Genomic DNA, 18,184 nt, shown 5'->3' on the forward strand with positions numbered 1-18,184 from the left:
CGCATCCCGCAACCGGGATGTCCCACCCACTCGATCGAGGACAGTCATGCCGACCGCCGAAGCCCATGTCGAGACCGAGCGCCCCAGCCGTTACCTCGTCCAGCTCTGCAAGCACTTCAGCAACAAGGGCCGCCACCTGGGCAACCGGCCGGGCGGCCGCCACGGCGGTGCTTCGCCGGCTCTCACGCCCGCCGAGATCCGGCCGGACCAGATCCATGTCGAGTGGTCCGACACCCACGGCACCCTCGAACTCCCGTGGGGCCGCTGCACCCTGGAAGCCCTGCCCGGGTCGCTGGTGCTGCGCGCCGAAGCCGAGGACGCACAGAACCTGCGGAAACTGCAGGACCTGCTGGCCACGCACATCGGCCGGTTCGGCCGACGCGAGCAGCTGACGGTCGACTGGCAGCAGGACCAGCCCGCCGTCCGGCAGGCCGAGCACGCCGACGACCCGCTACGCATGTCCGCACAAGGAGAGACGGCGCGCCGTAAACACCTCGCCTGGGCCGGCGTCGCCCTGATCGCCGCGGTGGCCGTCGCCGTGCATCTGGGCCTGGCCGGGGCGGTACTGTCCGGCTCACGGTGGGCGGGATGGGTCGTCGGGGCGGTCCTGGCCGTCGTAGCCGTGAAGGTCACAGCCGTGGCGGTCCTCGGCCGTCGGCTGCACCGACGCCGCCGACAGATCGGGTGAGCCACGTCGAGGGCTATCGGTATGCCCCGTCGCGCGTCCCCTGCTCCCAGGCCAGACAATGTGACTTTACCGACCCATCTTTGCATGACCATGCGAGATAGTGCATACTCTTCCTATGTCTAAGGTCCTCACCTCCCTCCCCGTCGGCGAGCGCGTCGGCATCGCCTTCTCGGGCGGCCTCGACACCTCGGTCGCCGTCGCGTGGATGCGCGACAAGGGTGCCGTCCCGTGCACCTACACCGCCGACATCGGCCAGTACGACGAGCCCGACATCGCCTCGGTGCCCGGCCGTGCGAAGACCTATGGCGCCGAGATCGCACGCCTGGTCGACTGCCGGGCGGCGCTGGTCGAGGAGGGCCTGGCCGCGCTGACCTGCGGGGCGTTCCACATCCGCTCGGGCGGGCGTGCCTATTTCAACACCACGCCCCTCGGCCGTGCCGTCACGGGCACCCTCCTGGTCCGGGCGATGCTCGAGGACAACGTACAGATCTGGGGCGACGGCTCGACCTTCAAGGGCAACGACATCGAGCGGTTCTACCGCTACGGCCTGCTCGCCAACCCGCACCTGCGGATCTACAAGCCCTGGCTGGACGCGGACTTCGTGACCGAGCTCGGCGGCCGCAAGGAAATGTCGGAATGGCTTGTCGCCCACGGCCTGCCCTACCGCGACAGCACGGAGAAGGCGTACTCCACGGACGCCAACATCTGGGGCGCGACCCACGAGGCGAAGACCCTGGAGCACCTGGAGAACGGCGTCGAGACCGTCGAGCCGATCATGGGCGTGCGGTTCTGGGACCCCGAGGTCGAGATCGCCGCCGAGGACGTGACGATCGGCTTCGACCAGGGCCGCCCGGTGACGATCAACGGCAAGGAGTTCGCCTCCGCCGTCGACCTGGTGATGGAGGCCAACGCCATCGGCGGCCGCCACGGCATGGGCATGTCGGACCAGATCGAGAACCGGATCATCGAGGCCAAGAGCCGCGGCATCTACGAGGCGCCCGGCATGGCCCTGCTGCACGCGGCGTACGAGCGCCTGGTCAACGCGATCCACAACGAGGACACCCTCGCCCAGTACCACAACGAGGGACGGCGCCTCGGCCGGCTCATGTACGAGGGCCGCTGGCTGGACCCGCAGGCGCTGATGGTGCGCGAGTCGCTGCAGCGCTGGGTCGGCGCGGCCGTCACCGGCGAGGTGACGCTGCGGCTGCGGCGCGGTGAGGACTACTCGATCCTCGACACCACGGGCCCGGCGTTCAGCTACCACCCGGACAAGCTGTCCATGGAGCGCACCGAGGACTCGGCGTTCGGCCCGGTGGACCGGATCGGCCAGCTCACCATGCGCAACCTCGACATCGCCGACTCGCGCGCCAAGTTGGAGCAGTACGCCGGGCTCGGCCTGATCGGCACCGGCACGCCCGCCGTCGGCGCCGCCCAGGCGGCTGCGACCGGGCTGATCGGCACCATGCCGGAGGGCGGCGCCCAGGCCATCGCCTCCCGGGGCGACGTCTCCGACGACGACGAGCTGCTGGACCGCGCGGCGATGGAGTCCGGCACGGACTGACCAGGTCCACTTGAGAGGGCCGTCCCGGCTCGGCGACGAAAGCGCCGAGCCGGGACGGTTCTCAGCGGTTCGACCACACAACGACCTCGAACGCACAGGCCCTGAGCACACAGGGTCTGAACACACGGCGACGCCGCGGCGCATGAGCGCGCCGCGGCGTCAGTGTTCCGGCGGTTCCGGCGGTCAGGCAGCGGCGGGGGCGGCCTGCGCGGACAGCTGCTGGATGACCTCGGTCAGCCCGGTGACGACCTCTTCGTCGTCAGCGGGGTGGGTCTCGGCGAAGCGGGTCACGGAGCCGGGGATGGACAGCTTGACGTCCTGCAGGACGGCGCCGCCGGCGATGCCCGCGGACTTGCGGGCGTCGTCCTGCGCCCAGACACCGCCGTACTGACCGAACGCGGTGCCGATCGCGGCGACCGGCTTGCCGGACAGCGCACCGGCGCCGTACGGACGGGACAGCCAGTCGATCGCGTTCTTCAGAACGGCCGGCATCGTGCCGTTGTACTCCGGCGAGAAGAGCAGGAAGGCGTCGGCCTGGCCCGCCGCGGCGCGCAGCCGCGCGGCGGCGTCCGGCACGGTCGCCTCGGCGTCGATGTCCTCGTTGTAGAAGGGCACGTCGGCGAGGCCCTCGAACAGCTCGATCTCGACGCCCTCGGGGGCGTGCTTGACGGCGGCCTCGGCCAGCTGACGGTTGTGGGAGCCGGCGCGGAGGCTGCCGACGAGAGCGAGGATGCGTACAGACATGAGGATGAGCTCCTGAGGCAGGGGGAGTCTTATCGGACCGCGGTCCAGTTCAATGTTGTACCACCTATCCGGACCCTGGTCCACTTCCCCTTTTCGACGCTACGCTTGGGTAATGACCGCCACGCCCTCGTCTCCCCTCGACTCACGCGACCGCGACCTCCCTGCCGGATGCACGGAGCTCGGACTCGCCTCACCGGACGAGCAGCCTCAGCTACGTTCCGACGCCGCGCGCAACCGTGCGCTCCTGCTGGAGGCCGCATCGCGGCTGGTGGCCGAGGACGGTGTGGCGAACCTGACCATGGAAGCCGTCGCCGCGGCCGCCAAGGTCGGCAAGGGCACCGTCTTCAGGCGCTTCGGCGACCGCTTCGGTCTGCTGCTGGCCCTCCTGAACCAACGCGAGGAGCAGCTCCAGGCCGCCTTCATGGCGGGCCCGCCCCCACTGGGACCCGAGGCCCCCGCCTTGGAGCGCCTGCATGCGTTCGGGCCCGCCGTCATCCGCCACGAACACGCGCACAGCGACCTGTACGTGGCCGCACGGACCGACGCCGCACGGAACTACACCGTGCCCGCCCACCGACTCCGTCTCACCCACATCGCGCTGCTGCTGCGCCAGATCGGGGCGGGGGGCGACACCGAGCTGCTCGCGCAGAGCCTGCTCAGCTATCTCGACCCGACCCTCGTCCACCACCTGCTCACCCGGCGCGGCATGTCCTTCGAGCGCCTGGATGCCGGCTGGCACGACCTCGTCGCTCGCCTGACGGCGGGAGCGGGAGGGTAGGTGCGCCCTGCGTGAGCGGTCGTCAGAGGACGAGTGCGCAGACGACCGAGGGAAGCGCCGCTGCCGGAAGGGGCTGCTCGAGGGCCCCGGTGTCGAGGATGCGCAGCGCGGCGACTGTGCCGCTGTGCTGGTTGGCGACCAGCAGATGGCCGGCCGCCAGGGTCAGGCCACGGGGCCAGGCGCCGCCACTGGGGATCTCGCCGACCGGCTCGAGGTCGGTGCCGGTGACCCGGAAGGCGGCCACGGTCTCGGCGCCGCGGTTGGTGACCCAGACGAAGCGGCCGCAGGGCGAGGCGACGATTCCGCCGGGCTGGTTGGTGATGTCCTTGGCCGCTGTGGCCGGAACGCTGGAGACCGCCGTCAGGGTGCCGGTCTCGGCGTCGTAGCGGTGGCAGGTGACGGTCGAGGACAGCTCGTCGGCGCTCCACACCAGCTCACCACCGGGCGAGAAGGTGAGGTGGCGGGGTCCCGCTCCGGCCCGGAGCCGGTTCACGGCGGTCTGTTCCAGCGTTCCGGTACGGGTGTCGAGGCGGTACGTGAACACGGCGTCCGCCCCCAGGTCGGTGGCCAGGACGAAACGCCCCGCCGGGTCGACGAGGACCTGATGGGCGTGGCTGCCTTCCTGCCGTCCGACGACCGGGCCGGAGCCCTCGTGGATGACCACGTCCGTCGGACCGCTCACGCGCCCCTCCGCGTCGAGCCGGTGCACGGCCACGCTGCCGGGCGCCGTGTCACTGCCGTAGTTCGCCGTCAGCAGCCACTGTCCCCCGGGGTGGACGGTGAGATGGCACGGGTTCGCGCCGCCGCTTCCGACCGGCTCGCCGAGCGGGACCAGTGCGCCGTCGCTCTGCCGGGCGACAGCGCTGACCGCTCCGGAATCGGCCTCGTTCGTGCTGTAGACGACGTCCAGAGAAGGGTGCGCCGCCAGGAAGGAAGCGCCGCTGACGGGCACCGGCGGCACGCTGCTGTCCGGGGTCAGAGAACCGGTCTCCGGATCGAGCCGCACGGCGGCGAGCCCGGCACCCTCACCGCCCGTGTCCGGCGTGTACGAGCCGGTGAGGACGAGTATTCCGTCGGCGGAGGAAGGCGTTGACATGGAAGTCCCTTGCACGGTGGGTGAGGCGGCGGATGTGGTGGCGTTCAGCGGACGACGTCGTCGTGGTGGTCGAGCAGAGCCAGCTCGGAACGGTTCGGCAGGCCTTCCCAGTCGCCGGTGGTGCTGACCGCGAAGGCGCCGAGGAGGGCAGCCGTCCGCAGCCGCCGCTCCGGCGGCTCCCCGGCGAGCAGTTCAGCCAGGTAGCCCGCGGCGAACGCGTCTCCCGCGCCCACCGAGTCGTGTACGCGGACGGGCACGGCAGGCTGGAGGTACTGCCTGCCGTCGAGGAGGGCGTACGCTCCCTCGACGCCCAGTTTGATCACGGCCCCGGCGGGCCCGAGGTCGCAGATTCCCTTGGCGAGCGCTTCGGGGTCGTCGGCATCGGGGACCGCCAGCCGGGCCTCGTACGGTCCCGCGAACACCAGATCGCTCATGCGCAGCAGTGGCAGGAGGGTGGTGCGGGCCTCCGCCTCGTTCCACAGCAGGGAGCGGAAGTTGATGTCCAGGGAGACCGGCACTCCGGCACCGACGGCGATGTCCACCGCCCTGCGGACGGCTCTCGCCGGGCCGGGGCCGAGGGCGGGCGTGATCCCGGTGATGTGCAGGACGGCCGCGCCGGCGACGATGTGCTCGGGGATGTCGTCCGCGGTCAGCCGGGAACCGGCTGTGTGGGTGCGGTAGTAGCGGGCACGACTGTGCGTGGAGGTGCGCCGTTCCTTCAGCAGCAGCGAGGTGGGGGCGGGGTCGCGTGTCGCGAGGGTGGTGACGCCTTCCGCCCGCAGTTCCCGGACGATGAGCTCGCCGAGCTGGTCGTCGCTGACGCGGCCGATCCAGGTGGCGGATCCGCCGAGCCTGCTGACGCCGACGGCGACGTTCGACTCCGCTCCGGCGATGCCGAGGCGCAGGCCGGTGCCCAGGGCGAGTGGGCCCGGTTCCGACGCGGACAGGACCCCGAGGACCTCGCCGACGGTGACGAGGTAGGGCTCCTCGGACTGGCTGTTCACGAGCGGGCCTCCTCTGCCCGCGGGGTGGCCCTGACTGCTTCCAGCAAGGTGCGCGCCCTTCCGGTGAGGGAGTCCAGGGACTCAGGGGTCGGGTTCTGGTCCGCGCCGCACAGCAGCGGGGAGCCGACGCCCACGGCGTACGCTCCGGCGTCGGTGTAGTCCCGTGCCTGGGCGATGTCCACTCCCCCGACGGCGATCAGCGGGACCTCCGGCAAGGGGGCCCGCAACTGCCGCAGGTGCCCGGGGCCGCCGGTGGAGGCGGGGAACAGTTTGACCGCGGCGGCACCGGCCTGCCAGGCCGTGAACACCTCGGTCGGTGTCCACGCGCCCGGATAGAAGGGAGTGCCGCCTTCCGCTGCACCGCGGATGACCGCGGTGTCCACGTTCGGGGCGACCAGGAACTCGGCGCCGGCCGCCAGCGCGTCCTTCGCCTGCGCGGTGGTGAGCACGGTGCCGGCGCCGACCGCCACCTCGGGTCCCAGTTCGTCCCGGATGCGGGCCAGGGCGTCGAGAGCGCCGGCGGTGGTCAGGGTGACCTCCAGGCACGTGACGCCACCGGCCACCAGCGCCCGGGCGGCGACGGGCAGCCCCGACGCGTCCGCCGACCGGAGGATGGCCATGACCCGGGTCCGGCTCAGCTGCGGCGTGATGCCGGGACGCTGCGTCATGGCGCCACCGCCGCGGCGGAATCGCCGGCGACCGGGCGACGACCGGGCCACCCCGGCTCGCCGGTGGGCATCGGGCGGTTGAGCGGTAGCACGTGTGACTCCTCGTCAGGGTTCTGCACTGTGTGTTCGAGGTAAGGGGCGGTCACGGGAGTCCGGACCGGCGGGTCACGTGAGTCTTCCATGCGGATGGTCACGTGAGCCCGGACCGGTCCGTTACTTGAGTCCCGAGGTGGAGATGCCCGAGATGAAACCGCGCTGCATGATCAGGAAGAGCGCGAGGACGGGTACGACGTACATCACGGCGCCCGCGGCGACGAGGTTGCCCATCGGCTCACCGTGTGAGTTGACGTAGCCGGTGGCGAGCTTGACCGCGAGGGTGGTGTGGGCATCGTCCAGCAGCAGGGCAGGGCCGATGTAGTCGCCCCACGTCCAGGCGAAGGACATGATCAGGCTGGTGGCGATGACCGGCCAGGACTGCGGCAGGAAGATCCGGAAGAAGATGCGGATGGTCCCGCAGCCGTCGACGATCGCCGCCTCCTCCAGTTCCTTGGGCATGTTGCTGAAGAACTGCCGGAACAGGAAGATCAGGTACGGAGCTCCGCACAACCCCCAGATCACCCACGGCATATAGGTGTTCACCAGGTGGAACTTGGCGAACATCAGATACGTCGGGATCAGGGTGATGACTGTCGGCAGCATCATCGTCGACATCAGGACGCCGAAGATCAACCGCTTTCCCGGGGCGTCCAGCCGGGCGAAGCCGAACCCGGCCCAGGCCGAGGCGAGAGTCACCAGGACCGCGTAGATCGCCGCGATCGTCAGGGAGTTGCGGGCGTAACCGAGGTAGTCGAACGTGGTCAGGGCATCGACGAAGTTGCCCAGGCTGGGGTTGTGCGGCCACCAGTGGATGGGCAGGACACGCAGCTCCGCCGGGCCCTTGAGCGCGGTGACCGCGAGCCAGCCGAAGGGGCTGAGGAAGAGCACGAGGAGTGCCACCAGGAGCATGTAGACGCCGCTGCGCCGGGGGAACACCATCACGCGCCTCCGATCGTCCGGACCTTGGTCTTCGCCTGCTCCGGTTCCACGGAGTAGAAGACGGCACCCTTGCTCAGCTTGAAGAGCAGGAAGGTGACGGCGACGATGATCAGGAAGAGCACCCACAGCATGGCGGAGGCATAGCCGTAGCGTCCGTTGGCGAAGAACTGGGCGAAGACGTCGATCATGTAGAAGTAGTTGCTCTGTGGAACGGACGTGACGCCCGCCGGGGTGGGGTTGAGTGCGATCAGCAGCGGCGCGAAGCTCTGCAGCGATCCGATGATTCCGGTGACGACCTGGAAGAAGATCACCGGGGAGAGCAGCGGCAGGGTGATCCGGATGAAGGACTGCCAGGGGCTCGCCCCGTCCACCCGGGCCGCCTCATGCAGTTCCTTGGGGATGTCCTGCAGGCCCGCGAGGGAGACGATCATGACGTTGCCCACGCCCCACATCGTCAGGACGATCAGCACCCAACGGGCGTACGGATCCACCAGCCAGGGGACCCCGTCGATGTGGAAGACGTCCAGCAGGCCGTTGGCGGACCCGGAGTCCCGGTCGAAGATCAGCTTGAAGGTGAGCGCCGCACCGACCGGCGGCACCACGGCGGGCAGATAGAGCAGGGTGCGGAACAACCCACGGGCCCGTATCGGCTGGTTGACCAGCACCGCGAGGAGCAGCCCCGCCAGGATCGACAGCGGCACCGTGATCCCGGTGAACAGCGCGGTACGCCCCAGGGAGGCCATCGTGTCAGGGTCGGAGAAGACCTCACGGTAGTTGTCCAGGCCGACGAACTTGGAGTGGCTGGAGAGCCCGTCGGAGTTGGTGAAGCTCAGCCACAGCGCGTACCCGAGCGGGTAGCCCGTCAGTGCCAGAAAGCCCAGCACCCAGGGGCCGACGAACACATAGAAGGCACCGGCCCTGCGCCGCCTGAGCGAGAGGGGCCTGCGCCCCGGCCGGGCGGCCGCCCCCGAGGACGGGGACGGCACGCGTGGCGCGGCGGTCTGTCCGGTGAGCTGACCAGTACTCACCCGACGAGCTCCTTGCCCTTGGAGATCTGCTCGTTCATCTGCGAGTTCAGCTGGTCGGCGACCTTCCCCGCGGAGGTCCCGGACTTGATGGCGCCCGGCAGCACCTTGTTGATCACCGCGTCCAGGGCGGTCCCCTGCACGTACGGGGTGAAGGTCATCACCGAGAGGTACGGGAGCTCCTGCTCCTGCACCTTGTAGGACTGCTTCTGGAACGCCGTCGTCTGCGGCATCTTCGGGCGCAGCGACTTCAGGGTCGGAATGCCCCAGCCGCTGCTGGCCCGGTCCTGGGCGGGCTTGCCGCCGAAGTACCACTCGAAGAACTTCCAGGCCGCGTCCTTGTTCTTGGCTTCCTTGGGGATCCAGTAGCCGGTGGCGCCGAAGCACGGGCTGATGCGGTTGCTGCCCAGCTGGGGCGCGGGCGCGAACCGCGACACCTTGGCGATCTTGGGGTCGCCGCCGATCTGCCCGCCGAACCAGTAGCCGTCCTGGGCCATCGCCATCCGGTTGGCCATGTAGGTGGGTCCGTCCCAGCCGTCCGGGTTCGGGTTGGCGACGCTCGGGCCGATGTCGGCCTTCGCGTACTCCAGGTACCACTTCAGCGCCTTGATCGCCTCGGGCGAGGAGAAGTCGACGGAGGCGAGGTCGTCGGCGAGCAGCTTGCCGCCGGCCGAGGCGGTCATGTTCATGAACATCGTGAACGGGCCGAGACCCGCGCCGTTCATTCCGTACACCTTGACCTTGCCGAGCCTGCGCTTGACCAGCTGCTTGCCGAGGTCCAGCCACTCGTCGTAGGAGAGCGGCTTGGTCTCGCTGGGGTAGTCCAGCTTCGCGGCGTCGAACATGTCGGTGCGGTACCAGAACGTCGCGTCCTGGGAGTAGTCCTTCGCCATGCCGTACCGGGGGCCCGCACCCTGCTTCTTGCCGTCGAAGCGCCAGACGTCGTTGACCGGGTCGAGGTCGGATGCCTTGAGCACCGAGCTCTTGGCGAAGTACGGGTCCAGGTCGGTCATCACCCCGCGCGCGGCGAAGTACGGCGTGTCCAGGGCGCCACTGCCGCGCACCAGGTCCGGCGGGTTCTTGCTGGCCAGCATGGCGTTGAGCTTGGTGGCGTCGAAGGTGATGAGGCTGACCTTCACGCCCAGCGCCTGCTCGGCGGCCTTGATGGTCGGCTTGTCTATCTCGCCGTTGGACATGATGGTGAGGGTCGTCTGGCCGCTCTTCCCGCTCTTCGTCCCGCCGCCGGAGCCGTCGTCGACGGAGGCGGCACAGCCGGGCAGGGCCGTCGCGGCGAGCGCCGCACCGGCGGAGGCGGCGAGGAATTGGCGGCGCCCAAGGGACGTACCAGAAGTGGACATGTTTGTCGGCCTTTCGTGCGGTATGTACTGCTGCTGGGGACTAAAGGGGAGGCATGCGGCGCGAGAAGTCGGGAAGGTCTAGCACGGATGAGGCGTCTGCGGTCGGGAGCGGACGCTGCCAGCGCGTTCGGCGCCGCGACCGGGCAGCTCACCGGGGATACGTGAGCGTGCGCAGGCACGGTCGTCCGAGGCCGCGGCCGGCGGGCGCCCGGTCACTGCGACCGGGGATCGCGATGCACTGCCGGTACGAGCAAGGGGTGTTGCTGCCCTTGACGTACTCGGTGAACGGCACGTCGTGGCCAGGGTTGTATGTGGCCACGCACCACACCGTCTTCATGAAGCTGTTGTCGCCGTAGTCGTCACGGCGCCCTCGCCCGGTTCACGCCGTCTCGTCGGCGTGCCCGGCTGTCGGATCACGTCAGGGAGCGGCTCGGGTCACGGCCGACTCCGGGGAGCGAGCGAGGTCATGTCGAGGTGAACGCACAGGCGCCGGTCGGCCCTGTCCGCGGCGGCCGGGACCTGCGGTGGATCCGAGTCCGCGAACAGCGGCACGGCCATCGCGGGACGGCGGTGTCGACCGCCGGGAGTAGCCGGGAGCGCTTCATTGCACACCTCACCCATCGTCGGCTTCCGCCGACACGTCATGCCTGTTGGAGACCAACCGGCCTCGGGGGTTCTGCGTAGATATATCCGCAGATGCCCATCCAGGGAAACCGGTTGACTGAAGCTGCGGTGGAAGTTAGGTTGCGGCGCCAGAAGGTGTCAAGGGTTCTGTACGCGGCAAGTCGGACTTCGAAAGTTTCGACACGCGAAATCCCACTCGACAGGGAAGGTGCGAGATGCCGGAACAGCCCGTCAGGGCAAGGCTGGTCGACGTCGCGCGGGTGGCCGGGGTCTCCAAGGCCACGGTCTCCAAGGTGCTCAACGGCCGGCAGGATCTGTCCGTCCGGCCGGAGACCCGGCAGCGCGTCCACGAGGCCGCCGAATCGCTGGGCTACCGCCCCCATTCCGGCGCACGGGCACTGGCGGGCGCAAGCACGCACGCCCTTGCGCTGCTGGTCCCCGCCCTGGCGAACCCCACGTATGTCACGATCGCCCGCGGTGCCTACCAGCGGGCCCGCGAACTGGGCTATCTTTCCCTGCTGGCCGAGGACTTCGACGGGCAGGAAGCCGACGAGTCCTTCAACGACCTGGTGCAGGAGGGCCGGGTCGACGGACTGCTCATCGCCTCCGCCCGGCCGGGCCACCCCCTGCTGGACGCCCTGAGCCGCAGCCCCGTCCCGCACGTCTTCCTGAACCGGTCGGTCGAGGGATCCGGCCGGAACGTCACCATGGACGTGGCCCGTTCCAGCGTCACCGCCCTGGACCACCTCCACAGCCTCGGTCACCAGGCGATCGGCCATATCGCGGGCCCGTCCGGCATAACCCCCAGTGACGACCGGAAGCAGGCGTTCCTGCAGCATGCCGAGAAACTGGGGCTGTCCGCCGCCCCGGTCGCGTCCGGGGACTTCACCGAGGAGGGCGGCGGGGCCGCGACGCTGGAGCTGCTGCGCACCGACGCGGACGGTTCCCGCCCGCCGGTCACCGCCATCTACACCAGCTCGCTCGCCCAGGCGATCGGCGCGATGTCGGCGATCCGCGACCTGGGCCTGCGGATCCCCGAGGACATCTCCGTGGTGGGCAACGACGACCTGCCCATCGCCGGCCATCTCGTCCCGGCGCTGACGACCGTGGCGATGCCGCTGTACGAGCTGGGGACCGCGGCCGTCGACGCCCTCGTCGCCGCCATCCAGGGGGCGCCCCTGGGAGACGTCGTCGTACCCACCGAGCCGCATCTGGTCCTGCGCGGCTCCACGGCAAGACCGGAGGGAACAGCATGACCGCCGCCGGACTGGCGCGCTTCGGTGGCCGCACGGCCCTGCTCTCCGCCGCCGCCTCGGGGATCGGAGAGGCCACCGCCCACCGCCTTGCCGCGGAGGGCGCTTCCGTCCTCGTCACCGACATCGACGGCAAGGGTGCCCAGCGCGTGGCCGAGGAGATCCGAGCCGAGGGAGGGCAGGCCCGCGACCTGCAGCTCGACGCCACCTCGCCGGCGGACTGGGCCGCGGCCGTCGCGGAGGCCGAGTCCTGGACCGGGCGTCTCGACGTCGTGCATCTCAACGCCGGCCGGAACTTCCCGGGAGCGGCGCACGAGTTGGACGACGCCTCGTGGCACGACCAGCTGCGGCTCTCCCTCGACTCGGTCTTCTTCGGTGTCCGGGCCACGGTGCCCCTGCTCAGAGCCGCCCGGGGCGCGGTGGTGATCACATCGTCCGTGCACGCCGCCATCGGCTACAAGGGGTATCCCGCGTACGCGGCGGCCAAGGGCGGGATCGACGCCCTGGTGCGTCAGCTCGCCGTCGAGTACGGCGGTGAGGTCAGGTTCAACGCCGTCCTGCCGGGAGCCGTGGTCACGGCCCTCTGGGCGAGAACGACACCGGAGGCCAAGGCCCGGATCAGCGCGCGCACGCCGGCCGGCAGGCTCGGGATGCCGGAGGACGTCGCGGCGGCCGTGGCCTTCCTCGCCTCCGACGACGCCTCGTTCATCACCGGCCAGAACCTTCTCGTGGACGGCGGCCGCAGCATCACATCCCACGAGTAGCCGCAGGCACTCCCCCGCACGGCTTCCGGCGCTCCGCCGCACAGCTTCCGGCACACCCGCGCACCCCGAGCCGCCTCGCTCCGGCCGAACAAGTCCGCGCTCGCCCAGAGCGCGCTCAGCCATCCGACAACAGCAGTCATCGGCCCCGAGCCGTGTACGTCGTGTATCAGGACCCGGAGGTCCGCACCATGAAGATCACTGGATACGAACTCTTCCTCGTCGAACCGCGCTGGGTCTTCCTGCGCATCGACACCGACGAGGGCATCTCCGGCTGGGGCGAACCCATCGTCGAGGGCAAGGCGGCCACCGTCGCCCGCTGCGTCGAGGAGATGTTCGACTACCTCGTCGGGCAGGACCCCGCCCGTATCGAGGAGCACTGGCAGGCGCTCGCCAAGAGCGGCTTCTACCGGGGCGGCCCCGTGCTCAGCAGCGCCCTGGCCGGCATCGACCAGGCCCTGTGGGACATCGCCGGCAAGACCCACGGCGTACCCGTGCACCAGCTCCTCGGCGGCCATGTGCGCGACCGCGTACGCATCTACGGCTGGATCGGCGGGGCGACCCCGCAGGAGATGGCCGATTCGGCGGCCGAGCAGGTCGCCAAGGGCCTGACCGCCGTCAAGCTGAACCCGTGCGGACAGCTGGAACCGCTCGACACGCCCGCCGCGATCCACGCCATCGTGGAGCGGGTGACCGCGGTGCGCGAGGCCATCGGCCCGGACCGCGACCTGGCACTGGACTTCCATGGCCGCTTCACCGGCGCGATGTCCCGTCGCGTGCTACCGCTCCTGGAGCCCCTGCTGCCGATGTTCGTGGAGGAACCGGTGCTGCCGGAGTTCACCCAGGACCTCGGCGCCGTCGTACGGTCCACGTCCATCCCCATCGCCACCGGCGAACGGCTCTACTCCCGCTGGGACTACCGTTCCGTGCTCGCGGACGGCATCGCCGTGGCCCAGCCGGACATCAGCCACGCCGGAGGCATCTCCGAGACCCGGCGCATCGCGGCGATGGCGGAGACGTACGACGTCCTGGTGGCGCCGCACTGCCCGCTCGGCCCGATCGCGCTGGCCGCCAGCCTGCAGCTCGACTTCGCCGTGCCCAACTTCCTCATCCAGGAGCAGGCGCTGGGCATCGGCTACGGCGACAGCAGCGGACTGCTCGACTATCTCGTCGACGCCGAGCCCTTCACGTTCCGGGACGGCTACATCGACCGCCTGACCGCACCCGGCCTCGGCATCACGATCGACGAGGACGCCGTACGCGCGGCCGCCGAACGCGGGCACCGCTGGCGCAACCCCGTGTGGCGAAACGCGGACGGTTCACTGGCCGCCTGGTAGCAGCCCGCCGGCTCCCCTGTGGCCGGCGTCGGCAGCCGGCTTCGCGGCGACGCCGCCTGTCCGTGTAACTCTCTCCGAGCTCCTTGCCGTCTCGCTCCAGCACCAGGGCCGTACTCGTCGGCCCTGGTCAGCGGGTCCGCCACTCAGCGGCATTATGTCATGCCCATGGCAGACGACGGCGTGTACTGCGTTCTCAGTAGCCGGGATTGTCGGCACAGGAATGACGACGGGCCGGGGCCCGCCCGGAGAGCCTGGGCCGGTACCCGAAACCGGGTGTGGCGACCCCGTGCCGCCCGCGAGAAGGAGAGTCATCCCATGGCAACGATGAAGTCCGTACAGACCGGCGCGGTGGGCTCGGTCGACATCATCGACATCGAACGCCCGGTCCCCGGACCCAAGGACGCGCTGCTGCGGATCCGCGCCTGCGGCATCTGCGGCACCGATGTGGCCTTCCTGCACATGGGAGGCGTGCCGTTCGGGCCCGGTGGGGAGATGATCTCGCTGCCTCTGGGGCACGAGCCGGCCGGCGAGATCGTGGAGGTCGGCGCCGAGGTCACCGGCCTGAAGGCGGGCGACCGCGTGGTCGTCAATCCGCAGGGTGCCCCCTCGGGCATCATCGGCTGCGGCGGTGCGCTGGGCGGCATGCGCGAGTACCTGCTCATCGAGGACGCCGCCGTCGGGAAGAGTGTCGCGGTCATACCCGACGCGGTGCCCTTCGACGTCGCCGCGCTCAATGAGCCCATGGCGGTCGCGCGACACTGTGTCAATCGCTCCGAGGCGCGGGCGACGGACAAGGTCGTGGTGTTCGGGGCCGGGCCCATCGGGCTCGGGGCGACGATCTGGCTGAAGCTTCGCGGTGTCGAGCACGTGACCGTGGCCGACGTCATTCCCGAGCGCCTGGAGACGGCCCTGGCGGTCGGGGCCGACGCCGTCATCGACTCCTCACGCGAGGACGTGACGGCGCGCCTGACGGAGCTGCACGGCCAGGGCGCCAACGCGCTCGGCCAGCCCCGCCCCGACACCGACATCTACATCGACGCCGCAGGCGTTGCCGTCGTCGCCAACACCGCGCTGCGGTCGGCGAAGTGGGGCGCCAAGCTGGTCGTCGTGGCCGCCCACAAGCAGCCGGAACCCATCGATCTCGGCGCGATGCTCAGGAGCGAGATGACCATCATCGCGTCCCAGGGTTACCCCACGGAGATCTTCGAGGTGACCGAGGAGATCGCGGAGCACCAGGAGCTCTTCGCGCGACTGATCAGTCACCGCGTTCCGTTCTCCGACGTCGAGAGGGCGTTCGAGCTGACGCTGACACCGGGGGCGGCGGAGAAGGTCGTCGTCACCTTCGACGAACAGCCCTAGGCCAGACCATCGCGGCGGCGCCCTCCAGGTGGAGGGCGCCGTCGGCTGTCGCCAGCCCCTCGGCGCGGATCGGCACGTCTGTGCACCGACGCACCGCGAGGGCCGTACGGGTTGAGGGACATGCGGCTCCTTCCCCAGGCGGGAATACCGGTCCCGCATCACGATTGGTCGAGATATCGCACATCGACCGGATTGCCGAACCGATCGGCGCTGAAAGTAGAGGTCCCGCCACACAGAAGTCAACTCACAGTCGGCACCCAGTTTTTCGGGTGCCGACTTCGGCGCGCAACGGGACCCCGACGCACCCGACACCCCCAACTCCGCGTTACTCAAACGTGACGTCGCACTGATGCATCGCTTCTTGACTGCCGCCGATTGTTAGCGCTCACAATGACCCTTGCATCCGCCCGGTCCGGCACCCAAGGAGGAACTGCGTTGGCGCGACAGGGAGTTGTGCCACTTTGATGACCAGTACTGTTGAGCTTCCCGACCCGATGCCGGTCCTTCCTGGCCGGCGAACTCGGAGCCCCGTATCCGACGACGCCTCGGATGCAGAACCCACAGCACCTTTCCAGAAGACCACTTGACGGACAGTCACCATCCGATGGGGGCTCAGGCCCTCAGTGCAGCTGTCCGCCGACGCCGCTCAGCTGCCCCACGACCGCCCAAGGAGGTGCGGCCATGGCACAACCATCGCTTCGGCCGCCCACCATGGCGGACGTCGCCCGACGTGCGGGGGTGTCCCACCAGACCGTCTCACGGGTACTGGGAGACCACCCCAACGTGCGGGACGACACACGCACCAAGGTGCTGAACGCCATCGGAGAACTGGGCTACCGCCGCAACTCCTCCGCACGGGCCCTGGTCACCCGGCGCACGCGAAACCTGGGGGTCGTCGCCTCCAACAGCACGCTCTACGGCCCGGCCAGCACACTCTTCGCACTCGAGGAGGCAGCACGCGCCAAGGGCTACCTCGTCTCCACGGTCAGCCTGCGCAAGCTGACGGTGAAGACCCTGTCCGAGGCTCTGGACCGCCTCATCGAGGGCGGTGTGGACGGGTTGCTCACGGTCGCCCCGCAGCAGTCCGCGGCCGCCGCCCTCGCCGAACTGACCACCCCCTTACCGGTGGTGACCGTGGGGAGCTGGGCGGGAATCCCCGGCGTCACCGTCGATCAGCACTTGGGCGCACGACTGGCCACCGGCCATCTGCTGGACGCCGGCCACCGCAGCGTCTGGCACATCGCCGGACCGGAGGACTGGCAGGAGGCACAGGACCGTGCCGACGGCTGGCGCGCGGCGCTCGACGCGGCGGGAATCGAGCCGCCCGAACCACTCAGCGGCGACTGGAGTCCACTGTCCGGCTATCGGGCCGGCCAGGAGCTCGTCGGACGGGCGGGACCCGAGCTGACCGCGGTGTTCGTCGCCAACGACCAGATGGCGCTGGGCGTGTTGCGCGCATTGCGCGAAGCGGGCCTGCACACTCCCCGTGACGTGGCGGTGGTCGGCTTCGACGACATCCCGGAGGCGGAGTTCTTCGCTCCACCGCTCACCACCGTCCGCCAGGACTTCACAGCGGTCGGCCGGCGGAGCATCACCCTGCTCCTGGACCGGATCGAGGGCGGGGAAGCCTCCACAACACCCCGGATCGTCATCGAGCCCCAGCTCATCGTCCGCACCAGCACCTCCCCGCTCCCGCCCTGACACGGCGTCACCATCACCCCGCTCTCCACCGATGTGTACGCCTTCGACCGCACATGATCGGTATGCCGAACACCGACCGACCAATTGAACAAAGCCAAGCCTTTCCCCAACAATCACCAGCGGGTCCTTCCCGGACCGGCTCCTCAAAGGAGAAGCACATGCTCAACAGGCGCAACTTCATCGCGGCGGCAGTCGGCGTGGCGGCCGCGGGCGGTCTGGCCGCCTGCGCCAAGAAGGACGACTCCTCGTCCGGGTCCTCCGGCTCCTCCGGCGGCGGGGGCAAGGCGATCACCCTGGGCTTCTCCCAGGTCGGTTCGGAGAGCGGCTGGCGTACCGCCAACACCGACTCGGTGAAGCAGTCCGCGAAGGACGCGGGCATCACCCTGAAGTTCTCCGACGCGCAGCAGAAGCAGGAGAACCAGATCTCCGCCATCCGCAGCTACATCGCCCAGAAGGTGGACGTCATCGCCTTCTCGCCGGTCGTCGTCACCGGCTGGGACGCGGTCCTCAAGGAGGCCAAGGCCGCGAAGATCCCGGTCGTCCTCACCGACCGCTCCGTGGACACCTCCGACGACTCCCTGTACGTGACCCTGGTCGGCTCCGACTTCACGGAGGAGGGCAGGCGCGCCGGCCACATCCTGGAGAAGGTCCTCGAGAAGGCCGGGCACAAGGGCGCCGTGAAGATCGCGCAGCTGGAGGGCACCACCGGTGCCGCCCCGGCGATCGAGCGCGCCAAGGGCTTCAAGGAGGTCATGGACGCCGACCACAAGGACGACTGGAAGATCGTCGTCAGCCAGACCGGCGACTTCACCCGAGCCGGCGGCAAGCAGGTCATGGCGGCCTTCCTGCAGTCCCACCCGGAGATCAACGTGCTGTTCGCGCACAACGACGACATGGCCATCGGCGCGATCCAGTCCATCGAGGCGGCGGGCAAGAAGCCCGGCAAGGACATCCTGATCGTCTCGATCGACGGCGTCCACGACGGCTTCGTCGCCATGTCCGAGGGCAAGATCAACGCCATCGTCGAGTGCAACCCGCTGCTCGGCCCCCAGCTCATGGAGGTCGTGAAGAAGGTCCACGCCGGCGAATCGGTCGAGCGGTGGATCAAGACCAAGGAGGGCGACTTCATGCAGGACCAGGCCAAGGCCGCGCTCCCGAGCCGCAAGTACTGACCGAACGGCGCGTACCGACC

General features: G+C 69.7%; 17 protein-coding genes. 9 read left to right on the forward strand and 8 right to left on the reverse strand.

Annotated elements, in window-relative coordinates; all coding sequences use genetic code 11:
• The first annotated feature begins 46 nt into the window (after nt 1–46).
• The gene (locus ACWD4J_RS13475; RefSeq protein ID WP_451395472.1) at nt 47–688 is read left to right on the forward strand and encodes a DUF2218 domain-containing protein; all 642 of its coding nucleotides are present in this window, start codon (nt 47–49) and stop codon (nt 686–688) included.
• Between the two features lie 115 nt (nt 689–803).
• The gene (gene argG, locus ACWD4J_RS13480; protein WP_451395473.1) at nt 804–2,249 is read left to right on the forward strand and encodes an argininosuccinate synthase; all 1,446 of its coding nucleotides are present in this window, start codon (nt 804–806) and stop codon (nt 2,247–2,249) included.
• A gap of 183 nt (nt 2,250–2,432) precedes the next feature.
• Here argG and ACWD4J_RS13485 read toward each other — a convergent pair whose 3' ends face one another.
• Nucleotides 2,433–2,993 (reverse strand): NAD(P)H-dependent oxidoreductase, encoded by a 561-nt coding sequence (locus ACWD4J_RS13485; RefSeq protein ID WP_451395474.1) that lies wholly within the window; start codon nt 2,991–2,993, stop codon nt 2,433–2,435.
• A gap of 112 nt (nt 2,994–3,105) precedes the next feature.
• Here ACWD4J_RS13485 and ACWD4J_RS13490 point away from each other — a divergent pair, with 112 nt between their 5' ends.
• Nucleotides 3,106–3,771, forward strand: a complete 666-nt coding sequence (locus ACWD4J_RS13490) for a TetR/AcrR family transcriptional regulator (protein ID WP_451395475.1) — start codon at nt 3,106–3,108, stop codon at nt 3,769–3,771.
• 22 nt (nt 3,772–3,793) lie between these two features.
• Here ACWD4J_RS13490 and ACWD4J_RS13495 read toward each other — a convergent pair whose 3' ends face one another.
• The 7 genes from ACWD4J_RS13495 to ACWD4J_RS13525 form a co-directional block, all read right to left on the reverse strand.
• On the reverse strand, nt 3,794–4,867 hold the full coding sequence (locus ACWD4J_RS13495; RefSeq protein ID WP_451395476.1) for a lactonase family protein: 1,074 nt from the start codon (nt 4,865–4,867) through the stop codon (nt 3,794–3,796).
• A gap of 44 nt (nt 4,868–4,911) precedes the next feature.
• Nucleotides 4,912–5,871, reverse strand: coding sequence for a sugar kinase (locus ACWD4J_RS13500; protein WP_451395477.1), 960 nt, complete (start codon nt 5,869–5,871; stop codon nt 4,912–4,914).
• Nucleotides 5,868–6,539: a bifunctional 4-hydroxy-2-oxoglutarate aldolase/2-dehydro-3-deoxy-phosphogluconate aldolase gene (locus ACWD4J_RS13505; protein ID WP_451395478.1), complete on the reverse strand. Its 672-nt coding sequence runs from the start codon at nt 6,537–6,539 to the stop codon at nt 5,868–5,870. The genes ACWD4J_RS13500 and ACWD4J_RS13505 overlap by 4 nt, the downstream gene beginning before the upstream one ends.
• A 213-nt stretch (nt 6,540–6,752) precedes the next feature.
• Complete coding sequence (locus ACWD4J_RS13510) at nt 6,753–7,574, reverse strand: carbohydrate ABC transporter permease (protein ID WP_451395531.1); 822 nt, start codon at nt 7,572–7,574, stop codon at nt 6,753–6,755.
• On the reverse strand, nt 7,574–8,602 hold the full coding sequence (locus ACWD4J_RS13515; protein ID WP_451395479.1) for a carbohydrate ABC transporter permease: 1,029 nt from the start codon (nt 8,600–8,602) through the stop codon (nt 7,574–7,576). Before ACWD4J_RS13515 ends, ACWD4J_RS13510 begins: the two co-directional genes overlap by 1 nt.
• Nucleotides 8,599–9,957, reverse strand: a complete 1,359-nt coding sequence (locus ACWD4J_RS13520; protein ID WP_451395480.1) for an extracellular solute-binding protein — start codon at nt 9,955–9,957, stop codon at nt 8,599–8,601. Before ACWD4J_RS13520 ends, ACWD4J_RS13515 begins: the two co-directional genes overlap by 4 nt.
• 148 nt (nt 9,958–10,105) lie before the next feature.
• Nucleotides 10,106–10,294 carry a hypothetical protein gene (locus ACWD4J_RS13525; protein ID WP_451395481.1) on the reverse strand — a complete coding sequence of 63 codons (189 nt, stop codon included), beginning with the start codon at nt 10,292–10,294 and terminating at the stop codon, nt 10,106–10,108.
• Nucleotides 10,295–10,796: 502 nt separating this feature from the next.
• Between ACWD4J_RS13525 and ACWD4J_RS13530 the strand changes: the two genes are divergently transcribed.
• From ACWD4J_RS13530 to ACWD4J_RS13555, 6 genes are all read left to right on the forward strand, one after another.
• Nucleotides 10,797–11,837, forward strand: a complete 1,041-nt coding sequence (locus tag ACWD4J_RS13530; protein WP_451395482.1) for a LacI family DNA-binding transcriptional regulator — start codon at nt 10,797–10,799, stop codon at nt 11,835–11,837.
• A complete protein-coding gene (locus ACWD4J_RS13535) occupies nt 11,834–12,598 on the forward strand; it encodes an SDR family NAD(P)-dependent oxidoreductase (protein WP_451395483.1) in 765 nt (254 codons plus the stop codon). The genes ACWD4J_RS13530 and ACWD4J_RS13535 overlap by 4 nt, the downstream gene beginning before the upstream one ends.
• A 188-nt stretch (nt 12,599–12,786) precedes the next feature.
• Nucleotides 12,787–13,932, forward strand: a complete 1,146-nt coding sequence (dgoD, locus tag ACWD4J_RS13540) for a galactonate dehydratase (RefSeq protein ID WP_451395484.1) — start codon at nt 12,787–12,789, stop codon at nt 13,930–13,932.
• A 315-nt stretch (nt 13,933–14,247) separates the two neighbouring features.
• Nucleotides 14,248–15,291 (forward strand): zinc-dependent alcohol dehydrogenase, encoded by a 1,044-nt coding sequence (locus ACWD4J_RS13545; RefSeq protein WP_451395485.1) that lies wholly within the window; start codon nt 14,248–14,250, stop codon nt 15,289–15,291.
• Nucleotides 15,292–15,972: 681 nt separating this feature from the next.
• Nucleotides 15,973–16,992, forward strand: coding sequence for a LacI family DNA-binding transcriptional regulator (locus ACWD4J_RS13550; protein ID WP_451395486.1), 1,020 nt, complete (start codon nt 15,973–15,975; stop codon nt 16,990–16,992).
• A 158-nt stretch (nt 16,993–17,150) separates the two neighbouring features.
• A complete protein-coding gene (locus ACWD4J_RS13555) occupies nt 17,151–18,164 on the forward strand; it encodes an ABC transporter substrate-binding protein (RefSeq protein WP_451395487.1) in 1,014 nt (337 codons plus the stop codon).
• The last annotated feature ends 20 nt before the right edge of the window (nt 18,165–18,184 follow it).

Source organism: Streptomyces sp. NPDC002577 (genome assembly GCF_053594815.1).